At 60.8% G+C, this 17,246-nt stretch carries 19 protein-coding genes; 3 read left to right on the top strand and 16 right to left on the bottom strand.

Features of this window, described 5'->3' with window-relative positions:
- Positions 1 to 66: 66 nt before the first annotated feature.
- Positions 67 to 699, top strand: a complete 633-nt coding sequence (locus tag LQ215_RS12050) for a glutathione S-transferase family protein (protein WP_230150026.1) — start codon at positions 67 to 69, stop codon at positions 697 to 699.
- Between the two features lie 3 nt (positions 700 to 702).
- On the opposite strand, the gene LQ215_RS12045 is transcribed toward LQ215_RS12050, so the two are convergent.
- A complete protein-coding gene (locus tag LQ215_RS12045; protein WP_230150024.1) occupies positions 703 to 1,185 on the bottom strand; it encodes a GNAT family N-acetyltransferase in 483 nt (160 codons plus the stop codon).
- Positions 1,186 to 1,374: 189 nt separating this feature from the next.
- Here LQ215_RS12045 and LQ215_RS12040 point away from each other — a divergent pair, with 189 nt between their 5' ends.
- Together LQ215_RS12040 and LQ215_RS12035 are read left to right on the top strand one after the other, a co-directional pair.
- A complete protein-coding gene (locus tag LQ215_RS12040) occupies positions 1,375 to 1,719 on the top strand; it encodes a hypothetical protein (RefSeq protein WP_018613594.1) in 345 nt (114 codons plus the stop codon).
- A 32-nt stretch (positions 1,720 to 1,751) separates the two neighbouring features.
- Complete coding sequence (locus LQ215_RS12035; protein ID WP_230150022.1) at positions 1,752 to 2,132, top strand: Rho termination factor N-terminal domain-containing protein; 381 nt, start codon at positions 1,752 to 1,754, stop codon at positions 2,130 to 2,132.
- Positions 2,133 to 2,944: 812 nt separating this feature from the next.
- On the opposite strand, the gene araH is transcribed toward LQ215_RS12035, so the two are convergent.
- The 15 genes from araH to mltG form a co-directional block, all read right to left on the bottom strand.
- The gene (gene araH / locus LQ215_RS12030) at positions 2,945 to 3,913 is read right to left on the bottom strand and encodes an L-arabinose ABC transporter permease AraH (protein ID WP_003204223.1); all 969 of its coding nucleotides are present in this window, start codon (positions 3,911 to 3,913) and stop codon (positions 2,945 to 2,947) included.
- A 10-nt stretch (positions 3,914 to 3,923) separates the two neighbouring features.
- On the bottom strand, positions 3,924 to 5,468 hold the full coding sequence (gene araG, locus LQ215_RS12025; protein WP_230150020.1) for an L-arabinose ABC transporter ATP-binding protein AraG: 1,545 nt from the start codon (positions 5,466 to 5,468) through the stop codon (positions 3,924 to 3,926).
- Positions 5,469 to 5,543: 75 nt separating this feature from the next.
- Positions 5,544 to 6,548, bottom strand: a complete 1,005-nt coding sequence (locus tag LQ215_RS12020; RefSeq protein WP_230150018.1) for a substrate-binding domain-containing protein — start codon at positions 6,546 to 6,548, stop codon at positions 5,544 to 5,546.
- 174 nt (positions 6,549 to 6,722) lie between these two features.
- Positions 6,723 to 7,541 carry an SDR family oxidoreductase gene (locus tag LQ215_RS12015; protein ID WP_053186253.1) on the bottom strand — a complete coding sequence of 273 codons (819 nt, stop codon included), beginning with the start codon at positions 7,539 to 7,541 and terminating at the stop codon, positions 6,723 to 6,725.
- 236 nt (positions 7,542 to 7,777) lie between these two features.
- Positions 7,778 to 8,653, bottom strand: coding sequence for an SMP-30/gluconolactonase/LRE family protein (locus LQ215_RS12010; RefSeq protein WP_230150017.1), 876 nt, complete (start codon positions 8,651 to 8,653; stop codon positions 7,778 to 7,780).
- Positions 8,650 to 9,396, bottom strand: coding sequence for a FadR/GntR family transcriptional regulator (locus LQ215_RS12005; protein ID WP_003204233.1), 747 nt, complete (start codon positions 9,394 to 9,396; stop codon positions 8,650 to 8,652). Before LQ215_RS12005 ends, LQ215_RS12010 begins: the two co-directional genes overlap by 4 nt.
- A gap of 293 nt (positions 9,397 to 9,689) precedes the next feature.
- Positions 9,690 to 10,250 carry a DUF1285 domain-containing protein gene (locus LQ215_RS12000; protein ID WP_230150014.1) on the bottom strand — a complete coding sequence of 187 codons (561 nt, stop codon included), beginning with the start codon at positions 10,248 to 10,250 and terminating at the stop codon, positions 9,690 to 9,692.
- Between the two features lie 16 nt (positions 10,251 to 10,266).
- On the bottom strand, positions 10,267 to 10,872 hold the full coding sequence (locus tag LQ215_RS11995; protein ID WP_003204236.1) for a DUF4823 domain-containing protein: 606 nt from the start codon (positions 10,870 to 10,872) through the stop codon (positions 10,267 to 10,269).
- Between the two features lie 206 nt (positions 10,873 to 11,078).
- A complete protein-coding gene (locus LQ215_RS11990) occupies positions 11,079 to 12,047 on the bottom strand; it encodes a GTP 3',8-cyclase MoaA (protein WP_230150012.1) in 969 nt (322 codons plus the stop codon).
- A 153-nt stretch (positions 12,048 to 12,200) separates the two neighbouring features.
- The gene (locus LQ215_RS11985; RefSeq protein WP_003204240.1) at positions 12,201 to 12,839 is read right to left on the bottom strand and encodes a TetR/AcrR family transcriptional regulator; all 639 of its coding nucleotides are present in this window, start codon (positions 12,837 to 12,839) and stop codon (positions 12,201 to 12,203) included.
- Between the two features lie 385 nt (positions 12,840 to 13,224).
- The gene (locus LQ215_RS11980; protein ID WP_003204241.1) at positions 13,225 to 14,019 is read right to left on the bottom strand and encodes a TatD family hydrolase; all 795 of its coding nucleotides are present in this window, start codon (positions 14,017 to 14,019) and stop codon (positions 13,225 to 13,227) included.
- A gap of 11 nt (positions 14,020 to 14,030) precedes the next feature.
- Complete coding sequence (locus tag LQ215_RS11975; RefSeq protein ID WP_003204243.1) at positions 14,031 to 14,387, bottom strand: PilZ domain-containing protein; 357 nt, start codon at positions 14,385 to 14,387, stop codon at positions 14,031 to 14,033.
- Positions 14,388 to 14,452: 65 nt separating this feature from the next.
- Positions 14,453 to 15,439 (bottom strand): DNA polymerase III subunit delta', encoded by a 987-nt coding sequence (locus LQ215_RS11970; protein WP_072344216.1) that lies wholly within the window; start codon positions 15,437 to 15,439, stop codon positions 14,453 to 14,455.
- Positions 15,432 to 16,064 (bottom strand): dTMP kinase, encoded by a 633-nt coding sequence (tmk, locus tag LQ215_RS11965; RefSeq protein ID WP_230150011.1) that lies wholly within the window; start codon positions 16,062 to 16,064, stop codon positions 15,432 to 15,434. Before tmk ends, LQ215_RS11970 begins: the two co-directional genes overlap by 8 nt.
- Before the next feature lie 19 nt (positions 16,065 to 16,083).
- A complete protein-coding gene (mltG, locus tag LQ215_RS11960) occupies positions 16,084 to 17,244 on the bottom strand; it encodes an endolytic transglycosylase MltG (RefSeq protein WP_230150009.1) in 1,161 nt (386 codons plus the stop codon).
- Positions 17,245 to 17,246: the final 2 nt, after the last annotated feature.

The following is a 17,246-nucleotide window of genomic DNA, read 5'->3' as shown; positions in this document are numbered from 1 at the left end:
AATCGCCATCCGCCCAAGACCCTGCTACGTTTCTAATCGGACGCCAAACAACTCAGGGAAAAAGTGATGGGACAACAGCTGAAAATCCTCGGCCGCACTTCCTCGATCAACGTCAGAAAAGTGCTGTGGACCTGCCAGGAATTGGAAATCCCCTACGAGCGCGAAGACTGGGGCATCGGCTTTGCCTCGACCCATGACCCAGCGTTCCTGGCCTTGAATCCCAACGCCCAGGTGCCGGTGATCATTGATGAGAACGGTGTGCTCTGGGAGTCGAACACCATTTGCCGCTATCTGGTGGGCAAGCATGGGCGCAGCGACCTGCTGCCTGTCGAGCCTGCCGCACGGGCGCGTGTCGAGCAGTGGATGGACTGGCAAGCCACGGAGCTCAACCCGTCATGGGGCGATGCGTTTTACGGATTGGTGCGTAAACACCCGGATTTCCAGGACCCACAGCTCATCGCCGCTGGCGTCAAAGGCTGGAACGAGAAGATGGGGTTGCTGGAGCAGCAATTGAACCGCACCGGCGCCTACGTGGCCGGTACGGCGTTTTCCCTCGCGGACGTACTCATCGGCCTGTCTGCACATCGTTGGCGCCAGACACCCATGGAGCGTCCGGACTATCCAGCGGTCGCCGCCTATTGCAAACGGCTCGAACAACGCCCCGGGTTTGCCGAGTACGCGTCCAGCGCGTATGCCTGAACCTCAGTTGCCGTTGGCGAAATCCCGGAGCACCTTGCCATCCATTCGGTAGCGCACCCACTCTTCCTGGGGTTGCGCGCCGAGGGATTTGTAGAACTCGATGGCCGGCGTGTTCCAGTCCAGCACGCTCCACTCGAAGCGCCCGCAATCGTTGTCACAGGCAATCTTCGCCAAATGGCGCAGCAAGGTCTTGCCCGCCCCGCCACCGCGCTGGTCAGGCGTGATGTACAGGTCTTCGAGGTACAGGCAGTTACTGCCCAGCCAGGTGGAATAACTGAAGAAAAACACCGCGAAGCCAATCGGCACGCCATCACGCCGGCAGATCAATCCGTGGGCCGTTGCGCCTTCGCTGAACAGGCTGCGCTCGATGTCCGCCACACTGGCGATGACTTCGTGGCGGGCCTTTTCGTAATCGGCCAACTCGGTGATGAAGGCAAGGATTTGAGGCGCATCGCTGGGTTGCGCAGGACGGATCTCGATGGACATGAACAGGCCTTGTAGCCAATTGAAAGCGCCATACTAAGCCGCTACGAAGCGCTCGTCACATATCGAGCCAACTATTTGTTGGTCACGGCACGCCTGTCTTGGAAGCGCCATTCGTCGCGCCCCAGGCACCAACCCAAATCCAGCGAGGCCCAAGATCAGGTAAGCATTCTGAAAAATGGAGGCGACACCATGATCACTTCAAGGCTGACTGCATTCACCTTCGCCGCGCTGCTGTCCTCGGTGGCCTTCGCAGCTTCCACCTCTGGCACCGGGCCGACCGATCCCGTGCAAGCGCCCAACTCCCCCGCAACCCAAGGCCTGCCCAAATTGAACACCGACGGCACCGGCGGCGGCCTCAACAATGGCCAGCCACCCGCCACTGGCACCGATCCGCGCGTACAAGGTAATGACACAGGGCGCCAGGGTGGCATGAACACACCGGACTCGACTGCACCTGATAACGCCGAGACCGGGGTGGGCTCGAAAACCACGACCGGTGGTTCGGGCTCCGAAGGCGGTGCCGCCAGCCAATAGGCTCTGCTCAGACATTTGAGGAGGAACGTCCCATGCCTCGTGGTAGCAAAGATAAGTACACCGCCGAACAAAAGCGCAAGGCCGTACACATTGAAAAGAGTTACGAGAAAAAAGGTGTGTCCGAGAACGAAGCCGAGGCGCGCGCCTGGGCGACCGTGAACAAGCAGTCCGGTGGTGGCGAACGCTCCGGTGGTTCAGGTAAGGAAAAACCAGCGACCGCCAAGAAAACCGACCGCAAGGAGTCGGCCCGCCGCGCCGCCAAGACCCGCGAAGGTCACCCGCGCACCAGCAAAGCCTCCCATGGAACCCAGACCGTGGACAGCCTGATGAAGGAGGCCCGGGCGAAAAACATTCCCGGGCGCTCGAAGATGCGTAAGCAGGAGTTGGTTGAGGCGTTGCGCAAGGCGGGGTGATTGTCGGCGTCTGGGAGGACGCCTTCGCGAGCAGGCTCGCTCCCACATTGGATCCGCGCTGTGCCGGGGTTCTGAGCCCTGGCACAAAATCCTGTGGGAGCAAGCTTGCTCGCGATAGCGGTGGGTCAGCTAAGAAAATGTTGGATGTGCCGACGCCTTAGCGAGCAAGCTCGCTCCCACATTGGATCTGCGCCGTGCCGGGGTTCTGCGCCCTGGTACAAAAATCCTGTGGGAGCGGGCTTGCTCGCGAAAGCGGTGGGTCAGGTTAGAAGGTGTTGAATGTATCGACGCCTTCGCGAGCAGGCTCGCTCCCACATTGGATCTGCGCCGTGCCGGGGTTCTGCGCCCTGGCACAAAATCCTGTGGGAGCGGGCTTGCTCGCGAAAGCGGTGGGTCAGCTAAGAAAATGTTGGATGTGCCGATGCCTTCGCGAGCAAGCTCGCTCCCACATTGGATCTGCGCTGTGCCGGGGTTCTGCGCCCTGGCACAAAATCCTGTGGGAGCGAGCTTGCTCGCGATAGCGGTGGGTCAGCTAAGAAAATGTTGAATGTATCGACGCCTTCGCGAGCAAGCTCGCTCCCACATTGGATCTGCGCTGTGCCGGGGTTCTGAGCCCTGGCACAAAATCCTGTGGGAGCGAGCTTGCTCGCGATAGCGGTGGGTCAGCTAAGAAAATGGTTGGATGTGCCGACGCCTTCGCGAGCAAGCTCGCTCCCACATTGGATCTGCGCTGTGCCGGGATTCTGCGCCCTGGCACAAAATCTGTGGGAGCGAGCTTGCTCGCGAAAGCGGCCGGCCCGGTTGCTGCAGGTTCAGCGTTGTTTCAAGCGGTCGATCACCACCGCCAGCAGCAGGATCGAGCCGCGGATGACGTATTGGTAGAAGGTGTCGATGTTCTTCAGGTTCATCGCGTTTTCGATGATTGCCAAAATCAGCACACCTGCAATGACGTGACGGATCATGCCGATGCCACCGCTCAACGACACCCCACCGAGCACGCAAGCCGAGATCACGGTCAGTTCGAAGCCCTGGCCGATCATCGGTTGGCCCGAGGTCATGCGCGATGCCAGGATCACCCCAGCCAGGGCGCCGATTACGCCATGCACGGCGAAGATGATGATCTTGGTGCGATCAACGTTCACCCCCGCCAACAATGCCGCTTCCTGGTTGCCACCGATGGCCATGGTGTTGCGCCCGTAGGTGGTGTAATTCAGCAGCCAGCCGAAAAACAGGAAGCAGGCGATGGTGATCAGGATCGGCACCGGCACGCCGAACAATTGGCCGTTGCCGAACACGAAGAACGATTCCTGCGACACACCCACCGCTTTGCCGTTGGCAAAGATGTAGGCCAGGCCGCGGACGATCTGCATCGTCGCCAGTGTGGTGATCAACGCATTGACCCGCAGCTTGGCGATGACGATGCCATTGATCAGGCCGACGATCAGCCCCATCACCAGCGCCGCACTGACGCCGAGGAACACGCTGTTGGTGTCGCGCATCACCACCGCCGCGACCACGCCGGCACAGGCGATCACCGAACCGACCGACAGGTCGAAGTGCCCGGACGCCAGGCAATACAGCATGGTGCATGCGGCGATGCCGGTGGTGGAAATCGCCAGGCCCAGGCCGCGCATGTTCAGCGGCGACAGGAAGTTGTCGATCATCAGGGTGCAGAGCACGAAGATGCCGATGGCCGCCAGCAGCATGACCCAGTCATCCAGGAAACGACGCAGGTCCAGGGGTTTGCGTGCCGTTGGCAGTGCATTGTTTTGAATGGTCATGATTTACCTCTCAGTTCGCCGCGTCGGCAACGCGTTGGCGCGGCAGCGCCAGTTGCAGCAGGTTGGATTCGTTGGCCTGGTCACGCGACAGCTCGCCGCGCATGGCCCCTTCGCAGAGCACCAGGATTCGGTCGGAAATGCCCATCACTTCCATCAGGTCGCTGGACACCACAATCACCGCGATACCGTCGGCCGCCAGGTTGTGGATAATCTGGTAGATCTCCGCCTTGGCGCCGATGTCGATGCCACGCGTGGGCTCGTCCAACAGCAGGACTTTCATCGGCATCGACAGCCAGCGACCCAGAATCGCCTTCTGCTGGTTGCCGCCGGACAGGTACATGATTTTCTGGCTGGCCGCCGGCGTCTTCACCTTCAGCGACTTGATCTGCTTGTCGGCATTGCCCCGCTCCCAGTCGCCGCGCAACAGGCAGCCCAGCGCGGAATGTGCCGGACGGGCGCTGATGTTGATGTTCTCGCCCACGCTGCCCAACGGGATGATGCCTTCCTTCTTGCGATCTTCCGGGCAGAGCAGCACGCCAGCGGCGATGGCATCCCGTGGCGAACGTAGTTTCAGCTCCTTGCCGTGCAGGACCAGGCTGCCCTCGCGCTGACGCTCCAGGCCACTGAGCAAACGAAACAGCTCGGTACGACCGGCACCGACCAGCCCGAACAAGCCAAGGATCTCGCCCTTGTGCACCTGGAAACTCACCGGTTCGCGCAAGCCCGGCCCCAACAGGCCCTTCACTTGCAACGCCACATCGCCGCGCTCCCGAGGACGGTAGTCATAGATGTCCTGGATATCGCGACCGACCATGCACGTGACCAACTGATCGTGGGTCAACTCGCTCATGTTCTCGAAGGTCCGCACGTAGCGACCGTCCTTGAACACCGTCACCGCGTTACAGATGCGGAACACTTCTTCCATGCGGTGGCTGACGTACAGCACCACTTTGCCCTCGTCTCGCAAGCGGGTGATGATCGCCATCAGACGGTCGATTTCCCGGGCCGACAGGCTACTGGTGGGCTCGTCGAAGGCAATGACGTGGGCGCCACGGGACAAGGCCTTGGCGATTTCCACCAATTGGCGCTGGCCGAGGGACAGGCGACCGACTTTTTCCTGCGGGTCGATTTCGTCGGCCAAGCCCTTGAGCAGCGTCAGTGCCTGCTGGCGCAGCACACCACGATTGACCAGGCCGAAACGCGCCGGCAAATGGCCGAGAAACAGGTTTTCAGCGACGGTCATTTCCGGCACCAGGTGCAGTTCCTGGTGAATCACTGCCACACCGCTGGCGATGCTGTCGGCGGTGCCTTTGAACGCCATCGTCTGTTCGCCGATCTGCAAGTCACCGCTGCTCGGGATGTAGGCGCCACCGAGGATTTTCAACAGCGTGGACTTGCCCGCGCCGTTCTCACCCATCAAGGCATGGACTTGCCCCGGATGGGCAACGAAACTGATGTTGGCCAGCGCCTGCACGCCGGGAAAGGACTTGCCGATCCCGTTGAATCGCAAGCTGCCGCCGATGTTGTGTTGCCGTGTCGCTGTTTGCGCTTGCATAACCACCTCGAACTTACAGAGATCAAGCGACCCCGCCACTCATGTGACCAGGGCCGCTTTTGAATCAACCGGCCGTCAGTTCCACAGGCCGATCTTTTCCAGCTCTTGCTTGAAGTTCTCCCGGGTGATCAGTGTCACCTCGTCCATGGCGGTGTACTTCGGCGGCTCCTTGCCGGTGGTGATCCACTCGTACATCATTTCGGCGGTCTTGTAGCCTTCGATGTGCGGGCTTGGCAGCATCGAACCGAAGAAGCCGCTGTTAGGCTTCTTCAGCTCACCAATAGCGTCAGTGCCGTTGATGCCGATGCCGATCACATTGGCCGCCTTGAACCCGGCGGCTTCGGTGGCGCGCACGCCGCCCAGCACGGTGTTGTCATTCATGCCGCCGATGATCAGGTTTTTCGCGGCGCTTGGCAGCTTCACCAAGGCCGAGTTGGTGGAGTCCATGCTGCCGGGTACGTCGAGGGTTTTCAGGGCTGCCGTGAGGATGTGATCTTTCGGCATACCAGCATCTTCAAGCGATTTGATCGAACCATCGGTGCGCTTCTTGCCAGTGTCCAGTTCGTTGAAGGTGTTGATCACCGCGTAGGTTTCTTTCCAATCCCAGCCGCGTTTTTTCGCTTCAGCGGCCATGGCGGCGCCCTGCTTCTGGCCCACCTCGAACGCGGCCATGCCCAGGTACGGCACGTCTTCCATGAACTTGCCGCTGGCGTCGACGAAACGGTCGTCCACGGCAATCACCTTGAGATCGTTGAGCTTGGCCTTGGCCATGATGGCCGGGCCGAGGGACACGTCCGGCGGACAGATCACGAAGCCCTTGGCGCCGTTGGCGGCCAGGCTGTCGATGGCCGAGAGGGTCTTCTCACCGTCGGGCACGGCGATCTTGATCAACTGGAAGCCTTTGTCCTTGGCCGCCTTCTCGGCAAACGCCCACTCGGTCTGGAACCAAGGCTCCTCGGCCTGCTTGACCAAAAAACCGATTTTTACGGGATCGGCCGCCAGCAAGTGGCTGCTGAGGCTGACCGCGGTTACCGCCAAGGCGGCGCGACACAGGGAACGGATCCCACGACGATGTTTCATAGTTGACTCCTTGTTTTTTTTATTGAAAGCCAAACGTCCAAGGGCTGCTCCACCGACGGTGGAAATGCGCAGGCTGGGCGGTTACATCAAGTTGCTGCACAGCATAGGCCTGAATAGTCATATCGTATGATGATTGGATTACAGACGAAGTTTCCCACTGCAACCCGAGAATATTCAGTCGTGGTACATGACCGAACGTCCCCCATCGATGGTGATGCATGAGGCATTGATAAACGGTGCTTCGTCACTGGCCAGGAACACGGCCGTCATTGCCACTTCGATCGGTTGCCCGACGCGCCGTGGCGGGTGCAGATCCAGCGCACGCTGGCGTTCGGCATGGGGATCGGCAAAGCCGTTCCAGTAGTCGACGTTCAGTTGGGTTTCGATATAACCCGGGGCGATCGCGTTGACGCGTACCCCTTTGGGTGCGTATTCGATGCCCAGGGCGCGGGTGAGGCCGAGCAGGCCATGCTTGGCCACCGGGTAAGGGAAACAGCCGGGAATGATGTGGGACGAATGGACCGAGGCAATGTTGATGATGCTGCCCACGCCCTGCTCGATCATCTGTGGCAACACTGCCTTGCAACCGTACCAGGCGCCATCCAGGTCGATGGCGAAGCAGCGTCGCCAGTCCTCTTCGGTCATTTCCAGCGGGTCACGGAAGACATTGACGCCAGCGCAGTTGACCAGCACATCGATGCGGCCGTGCAGCTCGACGGCGCGCCGGGCCATGGCCTGCAAATCCTGCTGCTTGGACACATCGGCCTGCAGCGCTTGCACATCGGCCCCGCGTTCACGCCAGTGGGCGGCCACCGCCTCGACCTTCTGCGCCTGGATATCACTGATCACCAGCCGGGCCTGTTGCGACGCGAACGCCGCGACGATGGCCTCGCCAATGCCTTGGGCGGCGCCGGTCAACAGCACGACCTTGTCCTTCAGGCGTTCGCCCTTCGGTGGCTCCGGCACGGGTGGCAAGACCAAGGGCTCAGCCATGGCTCAAGACTCCTGTGCACGGGCACGAGAAAAACCGGGCATCCACGGATGACCGGCGCAAAGGCGCTTGGAAGAACAGTGGCCGGCGTACGCCGCCGGGGCGTACGGGGAAAGATCGTTGCATCACTTCACCTGTTTTGTTTTTTTAGTGTGAGTGCGTATTGCCGATGGAACCGACTATAAACCCGGCCGCCAAATAATCTCAATATATATATTTACATCCCATATTTTGGGATTCAACCTGCAAACCTTGTACACGCCACGCCAGGCACATCGACACGCATCGACAGCACGGCACCGTCCAGCGGATGACCCAATGGGCTCGCCGCGCTGGTGATGTACAACGTCTTGAGGTCTTCGCCGCCGAACACACAACTGGTCGGGCGGCTGACAGGCAGTTCGATCACCCGATCGACCTGGCCGTCCGGGTTCAGCCGTAACAGGCAACTGCCGTCCCAGCGGGCGTTCCAGATATAGCCTCGGGCATCCATCGCCGAGCCATCCGGGCCACCACGCGGGTGCGGGCCGAACCAGACCTCGGCCGGCGCCAGGTTGCCCTCCGGGTAAATAAAGTGCCGATACATCGTGCCATCCAGGCTGTCGCCGAAATACACCGTGGTGCCATCGGGGCTCCAGAGCAACGTGTTCGGAATGCCCAGCCCACGCAGCAAGGGCATGACCCGGGCATCACCGGCGACGCGAAACAGCCCGCCGGAGCGCCGCTCGATCGGCAAGTCCTCGCCCTGGGCACCGATATTGTTCTGCATGGTGCCGAGCCACAGTTGACCCAGGGGGTCGCAACGGGCCTCGTTGGCGCGATTGCCGGGCTGGGGGTCGGCCATGCACAGCAGCTTCAAGCGCGGCTCCAGGCCCGGTGAATCAAGATCGAGGCGGTAGACACCACTGCTCAGGGTCACCAGGGCGTCGCCACTCTGGGTCGGAATGAAAGCGGACACATGCTCGGGCATCTGCCAGATCTGTACGTTGGCGCCAATCAGCCGCAGTGCCTGCTGGCCGGCGATATCGACCCAATACAACGCCTGGGTCGGCTCGTCCCAGAAGGGTCCCTCGCCCAACTTCGCCCGGTGTTCCGTCACAGCCGTCCACTTCATTGAAACCTCCCGTTCCCGGCTTGCCCGGCGGCGTCTGTTCGACCGGCCATGACATTGGGGTAAAAGCGTTTGATGGCCAGGTCAGCGTTATCGATCAAGGTCATGCAGGCCCAGACGCCACGCGCCGCGTCACGGGCGGCGATGGCGTCGGCGATGTCCTTGTGGATGGGCAAGGTGCGGCGCAGTTCGTCCGGATCGGCCGCCGATACTTCGAACGACACCGCCAGCAGCGCACCGAGGGCCGGGACCATTTGCTCGATGAACTGATTATGGCTGGCAGCGAGGATGCACTCATGGAAAAACTGGTCGGCGCGGTTGTAGTCGGCGCCGCTGTCCACGGCACGCTCCAGCGCATGGTAGGCCAGGCGGATCGCCTGCACCTGATCGGCCGTGGCCCGCTCGCAGGCCCAGCGCACCGCCATCGGTTCGATGGTGCGACGCAGGTCCAGCAAGTCATCGACAAAGTTTTCCGGCAGGCCGCTGCGTGACAGCCAGCCAACCACTTGGGGATCAAACAGGTTCCAGCGCCGCACCGGCAACACCCGCGTGCCGACTTTCGGCCCGACTTCCAGCATGCCTTTGGCCACCAGCGTCTTGATCGCCTCGCGAATCACCGTGCGACTGACGCCCAGTTGCTCGCCCAAGTCCGCTTCGACCTTGATGGTTTGCCCAGGCTTGACCTGGCCGGCGGCTATCCAGCCCCCCAGCCAATCGACGGTCGATGCATGAAAACTGCTGGACATGAAAACCCCGCGGGCCACTCTTATTGGAGGCCCACGCTAATCATCATACGATTGGGTGTCAATTTGAATTTTACGAAATCACTGTGTGAGCGGGCTTGCTGGCGAAAGCGGTGGGTCAGTTTAGGAGATGTTGATGATGCTGCCGTCATCGCGAGCAAGCTCGCTCCCACAGTAGATTCCGGGCGTTCACACTATTTGTGTTCACCACACATCTCATGTGGGAGCGAGCTTGCTCGCGATAGCGGTCGTCAAGCCAATACAGATATTGGACCAACCATCACTCCCACAAGGGGTCAGGGTTCCAGGCCGATGGGGAAAAACTCGCCGCCGCTCCACACGCCCAACCAGCGCTGCCCGTCGATCTCGCGGCTGACCGCCAGTTCCACCAGTTGGTAGAACACATTGCGATGGATCAGCGCTTCGAGATTGCTGCGCACATGCACGTAGGGCGCGGGTTCCTGGGTCTGGGGATCGATCACCACCCGCAGCGGATGCTCGGCACCGGCCTCAGTGATTTCCTCGACATTGGTGGTGAAGCGCAACAACTGCCCTTCTCCCTGCCCTTCGACCTCAAGGGTCACGGCCACGAACGGCACGTCATCGACCTTGATGCCGACTTTTTCCACAGGGGTAATCAGGAAGTAATCATCGCCGTCGCGGCGGATGATGGTGGAGAACAACTTGACCATCGGCTTTCGCCCGATGGGCGTACCCAGGTAGTACCAGGTGCCGTCCCGGGCGATGCGCATGTCAATGTCGCCGCAGAAGTCGGGATTCCACAAGTGGACCGGCGGCAGGCCTTTGGTCTTGGGGATCTGCCCCAGCAAATCATTGGCTTTTTGCGGTCCGCTCATGGTGACTCCTGTTTATTTATTCGTCGCTCATCCCCAGCAGGCTGCGGGCATATTCACGCAAAGGCGTGGCGATGAGGTCTTGTGGCTGCTTGTCGTGCAACGTCAGTAAACCGCCACGACTCTTGATACGTGCAGTATCAATCAAATACTGGGTGCTGGTCTCGATCAACATGATTTGAATCACGCTGGTATCCACACCCAAGCGATCCAAGGCTTCTTCATCCTGCCATTCGTCAGTGTTGCCGATGCGGTTGTCAGCCTTGGCGAAGCGGGTGTAGAGCAAATAATGGGCACCGGCGGAACGGGCTTCGCCCATGGCCTGGTCGAGGCCTTCGGGAACGCGGGCGCGACGGACCATGGGGAAATATTCGATGAAGCCATTGAAGGCCTCTTCGGCCACCACGTTGGGACGCGGATAAGCACTGCCTGGCGGGGCGAAGGCGCCCTGGGCGATGTAGATGAACGAGTCGGGCTGAATACGCAGGTTGTTCACACGACGGCTGTCGCTATGGTCCAGCAGGCCGGCGTCGCTCATGTGATAACGAACGCCCTCTCCCATGTCGCTGACATTCATGCAGCCACCAAGCGCCAAAACGGCCAGCAGCAAAACCAGGCTACGCATCCTACCCTCCAAAAAACCGGTGTCGGAAAACCGGCGAATGGTCGTGGGATGCAGCTTTTGCGCCAGCTTGCAGGATGGTTGAGGTAATACCTGTGGCGAGGGAGCTTGCTCCCGCTGGGCTGCGAAGCGGCCCCTCTAGGCATCAGGATCGTTGCGACTGCTTCGCAGCCGAGCGGGAGCAAGCTCCCTCGCCACAAAAGCCTTATTCAACCGCCGATGATTTTCATGATGGTCGCCCCGCCGGAGAATGCCACTTCCTGCTTGTCCCCCAGCGCCTTGACCAACAAGCGCTGAAGCGCCGGCAAGGCCTGGTGGCGAGGCTTGTCCAGCAGGTCGCCGACGAAGTGACGGTTACTCGACGACAGGCAGCCGTGCAGCCAGCCCGTGGAAGACAACCGCAGGCGCGAACAGGTACGGCAAAAAGGCACGCTTTCGTTGGCGATCACGCCAAAATATCCCAGCCCCGGTATCTCATAGCGCACCGCCGTAGCATCCACCGGCGCATCGGCTTGCAGGTATTCGTACTGATCGCCGATCAGGCTGAGCAATTGCTGGAGGCTGACGAACTGTTGCAGGAAGGCGTTGGAGTCGCTGGCCAGGTGCCCCATGCGCATCAACTCGATGAAACGCAACTCATAGCCACGTTCCAGGCAGTATTCGAGTAAAGGCATCACCTGGTCCAGGTTCTGCCCGCGCAACGGCACCATGTTGACCTTGATCTTCATCCCCGCGGCCCGAGCCTGTTCCATGCCGTCGAGCACGGTCGCCAGGTCGCCGCCACGGGCAATACTGCGAAAAGCGGTGGGGTCCAGGGTGTCGAGGGAAACGTTGATGCGGCGAATACCGGCGTCTACCAGCAACGGCAGTTTTTTCGCCAGCAACTGGCCATTGGTGGTCAGGCTGATGTCCTCCAGGCCCATTTGCCCAACCGCCATCATGAAACGCTCGAGCTTGGGGCTGACCAACGGCTCGCCGCCAGTGATGCGCAGCCGCTCGATGCCGGCGGCCTCGATCAAATAGGCCACGCCACGCGCCATGGCCTCGGCCGACAGTTCATCCTGCGCAGCCACCAACCGCTTGCCGTCAGGCACGCAATAGGTACAGGCGTAATTGCAGGCGGAGGTCAGGCTGATCCGCAGATTACGGAAACGCCTGCCTTGACGGTCAACGATCATGGATCACTCCGGCACAAGAAAAATCGGACTCGCGAAAATTGACCTAGAAATCAAGATTTCGCAAGACCCAAGCCTGAGTATATTACTGGGACACTGCGCCATGTAAGCGGACATGGCGCAATAAGACAGCTGAATGTCTTGGCCTGTGCGGCCTTAGCTGCTCGGGACGTCGGTATCGCGCTTGCGCTTGTTGCCCATGCGCACGCCAATGTCCATCAGGAACTGGAAGAAACCTTCCTGATCTTCCAGCACGTTGCTCCAGAACGGCGAGTGATACAGCGCCACCGCGCCGTGCACCAACGCCCAGGCGGCGCAGTAATGGAAATAAGGCGGCACGTCTTCAAGCTTGCCTTCGCTGATCCGGCCCTTGATCAGCAGGGTCAGGCGTTCGAAGTTCGAGGCGCGGATCTTGTGCAGCTCCTCGACCATCTCCGGCACCTGGTTGCCCTTGACCACCTTCTCTTCCAGGCGATCGAACAGGCGGTAGCGCTGCGGGTCGCGCATGCGGAACTCGAAGTAGGCCCGGGACAGGGCTTCCTTGTCCTTGTCCACATCGGCCGAGTGCAGCAGCTCGTTCAAATCGCGCTCATAGTCGAGCATCAGGCGCAGGTAGATCTCCGCCTTGGATTTGAAATGTTTATAAATCGTGCCTTTGCCGATACCCACGGCATCCGCAATCATCTCGACGGTGACACTGTCTTCACCCTGGTCGAGGAACAACTTGAGCGCGGTGTCGAGAATTTCCTGCTCGCGGCGGCGAAACTCACGGACCTTACGGGGTTCTTTGTGCATAAGAAAAAGGTCTGAAGGGTCAAAATTCGAAGCCGGGTATTATGCCTAACTTACGCAAAAATGCACGGATCATCCGTTCCCGGCCAGTGTTCTTCACAAAACCGTACACATCCCGCTCTCCGTTTCTGACGCCAATGCCCCGTGCCTGCGAGCTTTGGCGACAGTGAGAACTTATCCGAAGCGAGCGTATTCCAAATTTGTTTAAAAAACCGCCCGGGCCAGACTGGACGGGTTGGCATACTGATCAATACTTGAACTGTCGGCGCGACATCTCCCCCAAGTGACGCGCTGATGAAGGTACCAACGGACCGCGTACCTTTGTTTTACTCCTAATGGTCTTAACCCGGATTCACCCCCCAGAACCCGGGTTTTTTTTGCATGGAATTCAGGCTTGCGCCGCACGCACGTGAGCCAGCGGAAACAACTGCTTAAAATTTTCCGTGGTCTGTTCGGCAAACCGCTCGTAGGACTCGCCGCGCAGCATCGCCAGGAACTCTGCCACTTCTCGTACGTATTGTGGAAGGTTCGGCTTGCCGCGATAAGGAATGGGCGCCAGGTAAGGCGAATCAGTTTCCACCAACAGTCGATCAGCCGGCACTTTACTGGCAACGTCGCGTAATGCATCGGCATTGCGGAACGTGACAATCCCGGACAAGGAAATGTAATAGCCCATGTCCAGGGCCGCCTTGGCCATGTCCCAGTCTTCGGTGAAGCAATGCAGCACCCCGGCCTGGGGCAGCGCGGCGTCACGCAGCAAGGCCAGGGTGTCGGCCCGGGCGCCACGGGTGTGGATGATCACTGGCTTGCCGGTTTGCCGGGCGGCCTCCAGGTGCAGCCGAAACGACGCCTGCTGCACGTCGGCGGCTTCCGGTTCGTAGTGATAGTCCAGGCCGGTTTCGCCGATGGCGACTACCCGTGGATGGTCCAGTTCACGCAACAGCCAATCGAGCGCCGGCGCGGCGTCGGGCTGGACATCCAGCGGGTGAACACCGACCGAGCAATCGACATCGGCATAACGTTCGGCCAGGGCCTTGACGTCGGCGGCGTTGTCGGCGCTGACGCCGATGCACAGGAAATGACCGACACCCCGTTCACGGGCCGCGTCCAGCGCAGCGTCCAGGGAGCCGCCATGGGCAGCGAGGTCGAGACGGTCAAGGTGACAATGGGAATCTACAAGCATAAAAGGCCGGGCTACATCGTATGGGTGGGACGGTCGGACTTCAGGGAGCCGGCCAAGTGGGTTTCGATCTGGTTGCGGGCGGAATTGTCGCCGTCGCTGAATTGCACGCCGACGCCGGCGGCCCGGTTGCCCTGGGCGCCTTTGGGCGTCATCCAGATCACCTTGCCGGCGACCGGAATTTTTTCTGCTTCATCCATCAGGCTCAAGAGCATGAACACTTCATCGCCCAAGCGATAATTCTTGTTGGTCGGAATGAACAGGCCGCCGTTCTTGATGAAGGGCATGTAGGCGGCGTAGAGCACCGACTTGTCCTTGATGGTCAGGGACAGGATGCCGTTGCGTGGCCCGGGACTGACAGGTTCGTTCATGCTGATCTCCGCTGCGATTGAGCTGAGTTTAGTGTCCTGTACCACAGGACACTAGGCCGTGTCTGTCAGTTTCGACCAGGCAAACTCGCCCACTGCACCAACAGCGCCTCAAGCAACAGCACCCGATTGAGGTTCGCTTTGCCCAGCACCTTCTGACGTTGGGCAAGAATCCAGTCCTGAATGTTCAAGATTTTATCCTGGCTGCTTTTTTGCGCCAGGTACTGGATCACCTTGCGCATGTCCGCCAACCCCAGGCCGGCCTCGTCCTCGGTCAATTGGTAACGCAGGATCAGGCTCGACCAGTCGCAGAACCAGTCAAACAGCAAGAGCAACGGGATCGCGTTCCAACCTTCGGCCAGTTGCGTGGGGGATTGCTGCTGCTTGAGCAGTTTCTTGACCCCGTCCACCACCAAGGCCCGCTGCTCCCGCACGCCTTGGGCCTGAAGGCTGACAGCCGCCAGGGGCGAGCCGGCCGCCAGGGTCAGCAGCTCGACACGCTCTTCGTCGCTGCTGTCGGGCAAGGCCTGGGCCAGCCACTGCAAGCTCATCGCCTCGCTCGGCAGCGGGCAGGCCTGTTGCACGCAGCGACTCTTGATGGTCGGCAGCAAGCGACTCGGCTGGTGGCTGACCAGCAACAGCACGGTATCACCGGAAGGTTCTTCGAGACTTTTGAGCAAAGCGTTGGCGGCGTTGATGTTCATCGACTCGACCGGCTCGATCAGCACCACCTTGCGCCCGCCCATCTGCGAGGTCTGGACCACGAAGCTGACCAGGTCCCGAACCTGGTCGACCTTGATCGCCTTGTCCGCCTCTTCCGGTTCCAGCACGTAATTGTCGGGATGACTGCCGGCCTTGAGCAGCAGGCAGGACTTGCATTCGCCGCAGGCGTTCGAGACACCCGGGCGCTGGCACAGCAGGCTGGCCATCAGGCGCTCGGCCAGCGCCCGCTTGCCGATGCCGGCCGGGCCGTGCAAAAGATAGGCATGGGCATGCTGGGCACGCCCGGCCAGTTGCTGCCAGAGACCGTCTTGCCACGGATAGGCTTCAGCCACGGACACGCTCCAGCAAACGCGGCAGCAAGCCGTCCAGGGACTGCTGGACCTGGGTCAGTGGTTGCGCGGCATCGATCAGCAGGTAACGCGCCGGATCGGCCTTGGCGCGATCCAGGAAGGCGCTGCGCACGGCGTTGAAGAAAGCCTGGCCCTCAAGCTCGAAACGATCCAGTCGACCACGGGCACTGGCGCGGGCCAGGCCGATTTCCACCGGCAGGTCGAACACCAGGGTCAGGTCTGGCCGCAGGTCACCCTGGACGAAGGTCTCCAACGCGGCGATGCGCTCCACGGACAAGCCGCGGCCGCCGCCTTGGTAGGCATAGGTCGAATCGGTAAAACGATCGCAGAGCACCACCGCGCCACGGGCCAGCGCCGGGCGAATCACCTCGGCCAGATGCTGTGCCCTTGCCGCGAACACCAGCAACAGCTCGGTGTCGGGGTTCATGACTTCTTCAATAGGCGCCAGCAGCACCTCGCGAATACGCTCGGCCAGCGGCGTACCGCCCGGCTCACGGGTCAACACCACCTCGATGCCGGCAGCTCGCAGGCGTTCGGCCAGGTATTCGCGGTTAGTGCTCTTGCCGGCGCCTTCCGGGCCTTCCAGCGTTATAAACAAGCCAGTCACAGGCGATCCTTAATCAAAGTCATTGCGGGCTCGGCGGCTCGCTGGCATCCGGTTCGGGAGCAGGTATCTGCGGTGGCACCTGGGGCACGGCTTCAGGCGCCGTGTCGGGTGATGCCGCGGGAATAGGAGCCTGCTCGTCCGGTGTTGCCGGGGCCGGGCTGGAGCGGTAATCGGCACGGCGCTTGAGTTGGAATTCACGCACCGCGTTGTTGTGCGACTCCAAGTCATCGGAAAACACGTGGCTGCCATCACCGCGTGCGACAAAGTAAAGGCTATTGCCCGACGCCGGGTTCAATGCTGCATGAATCGCTTCGCGCCCCACCATCGCAATGGGCGTCGGCGGCAACCCCGGGATCAGGTAGGTGTTATAGGGATTTTCTTCTTTCAAATGGGCGCGGGTGAGTTTGCCGGTGTAGCGCTCACCCAGGCCATAGATCACCGTGGGATCGGTCTGCAGCAGCATGCCCAGGCGCATGCGCCGCACAAAGACGCCAGCAATCTGCCCGCGTTCCTGGGGCACGCCGGTTTCCTTCTCCACCAACGACGCCATGATCAGCGCTTGATACGGCTGGGTGTAAGGCACATCGGCTGCACGCTGCGCCCACTCCTTGGCGAGCACGTCTTCCAGGCGGTCGTAGGCTTTTTTCAGCAGGTCGACATCCGAGGTGCCGCGCACGAAGCGATAGGTGTCCGGGAAGAACCGGCCTTCGGGAAATATCCCGGAGTGACCCAGACGTTCCATGACCTGGGCGTCGCTCAAGCCGGTGAGGGTCTGCTGGAGTTTTTCATCCTTGGTCAGCGCGGCGCGCACCTGACGGAAATTCCAGCCCTCCACCAGCGTCACGCTGTACTGCACCACTTCTCCGCGTTTCCAGACACCGATCAGGCCTTCCATGGTCATGCCGGGCACCATCCGATATTCACCGGAGTGCAGCGGCTGGCCGGCGAGATTGAAGCGCCAATAGATCCGCAGCCAGAAGGCGTCCTTGATCAGGCCATCGGCTTCAAGGCGCTTGAGGGTTCCGGTCGGGGTGGTCCCGTTGGGCACGTCCAGCAATTCTTCCTGGGTGATGTTCAGCGGCTGTTGCAGCGCCGAATGAATCTTCCAGGCCGAAGCGCCCAACAACAGCCCTGCCAGAACCAGTCCGGTCTCCAGCAGCAGCAAGAATTTACGTCTCACGA

The sequence above is a fragment of the Pseudomonas brassicacearum genome (genome assembly GCF_918698105.1).
Classification (GTDB): domain Bacteria; phylum Pseudomonadota; class Gammaproteobacteria; order Pseudomonadales; family Pseudomonadaceae; genus Aquipseudomonas; species Aquipseudomonas brassicacearum_F.
The sequence above is the reverse complement of the archived record's forward strand: the minus strand, read 5'-3'. Positions and strand labels throughout refer to the sequence as shown.

What these genes read in the sequence shown, in the direction of transcription:
- LQ215_RS11985 (WP_003204240.1), bottom strand. Translation starts at nt 12,839, where the DNA reads ATGCACAAAGAACCCCGTAAGGTCCGTGAGTTTCGCCGCCGCGAGCAG.
- LQ215_RS12035 (WP_230150022.1), top strand. Translation starts at nt 1,752, where the DNA reads ATGCCTCGTGGTAGCAAAGATAAGTACACCGCCGAACAAAAGCGCAAG.
- LQ215_RS12010 (WP_230150017.1), bottom strand. Translation starts at nt 8,653, where the DNA reads ATGAAGTGGACGGCTGTGACGGAACACCGGGCGAAGTTGGGCGAGGGA.
- LQ215_RS11995 (WP_003204236.1), bottom strand. Translation starts at nt 10,872, where the DNA reads ATGCGTAGCCTGGTTTTGCTGCTGGCCGTTTTGGCGCTTGGTGGCTGC.
- LQ215_RS12005 (WP_003204233.1), bottom strand. Translation starts at nt 9,396, where the DNA reads ATGTCCAGCAGTTTTCATGCATCGACCGTCGATTGGCTGGGGGGCTGG.
- LQ215_RS11980 (WP_003204241.1), bottom strand. Translation starts at nt 14,019, where the DNA reads ATGCTTGTAGATTCCCATTGTCACCTTGACCGTCTCGACCTCGCTGCC.
- LQ215_RS12015 (WP_053186253.1), bottom strand. Translation starts at nt 7,541, where the DNA reads ATGGCTGAGCCCTTGGTCTTGCCACCCGTGCCGGAGCCACCGAAGGGC.
- LQ215_RS12040 (WP_018613594.1), top strand. Translation starts at nt 1,375, where the DNA reads ATGATCACTTCAAGGCTGACTGCATTCACCTTCGCCGCGCTGCTGTCC.
- LQ215_RS12020 (WP_230150018.1), bottom strand. Translation starts at nt 6,548, where the DNA reads ATGAAACATCGTCGTGGGATCCGTTCCCTGTGTCGCGCCGCCTTGGCG.
- LQ215_RS12045 (WP_230150024.1), bottom strand. Translation starts at nt 1,185, where the DNA reads ATGTCCATCGAGATCCGTCCTGCGCAACCCAGCGATGCGCCTCAAATC.
- LQ215_RS11975 (WP_003204243.1), bottom strand. Translation starts at nt 14,387, where the DNA reads ATGAACGAACCTGTCAGTCCCGGGCCACGCAACGGCATCCTGTCCCTG.
- araG (WP_230150020.1), bottom strand. Translation starts at nt 5,468, where the DNA reads ATGCAAGCGCAAACAGCGACACGGCAACACAACATCGGCGGCAGCTTG.
- LQ215_RS12000 (WP_230150014.1), bottom strand. Translation starts at nt 10,250, where the DNA reads ATGAGCGGACCGCAAAAAGCCAATGATTTGCTGGGGCAGATCCCCAAG.
- LQ215_RS12050 (WP_230150026.1), top strand. Translation starts at nt 67, where the DNA reads ATGGGACAACAGCTGAAAATCCTCGGCCGCACTTCCTCGATCAACGTC.
- LQ215_RS11990 (WP_230150012.1), bottom strand. Translation starts at nt 12,047, where the DNA reads ATGATCGTTGACCGTCAAGGCAGGCGTTTCCGTAATCTGCGGATCAGC.
- araH (WP_003204223.1), bottom strand. Translation starts at nt 3,913, where the DNA reads ATGACCATTCAAAACAATGCACTGCCAACGGCACGCAAACCCCTGGAC.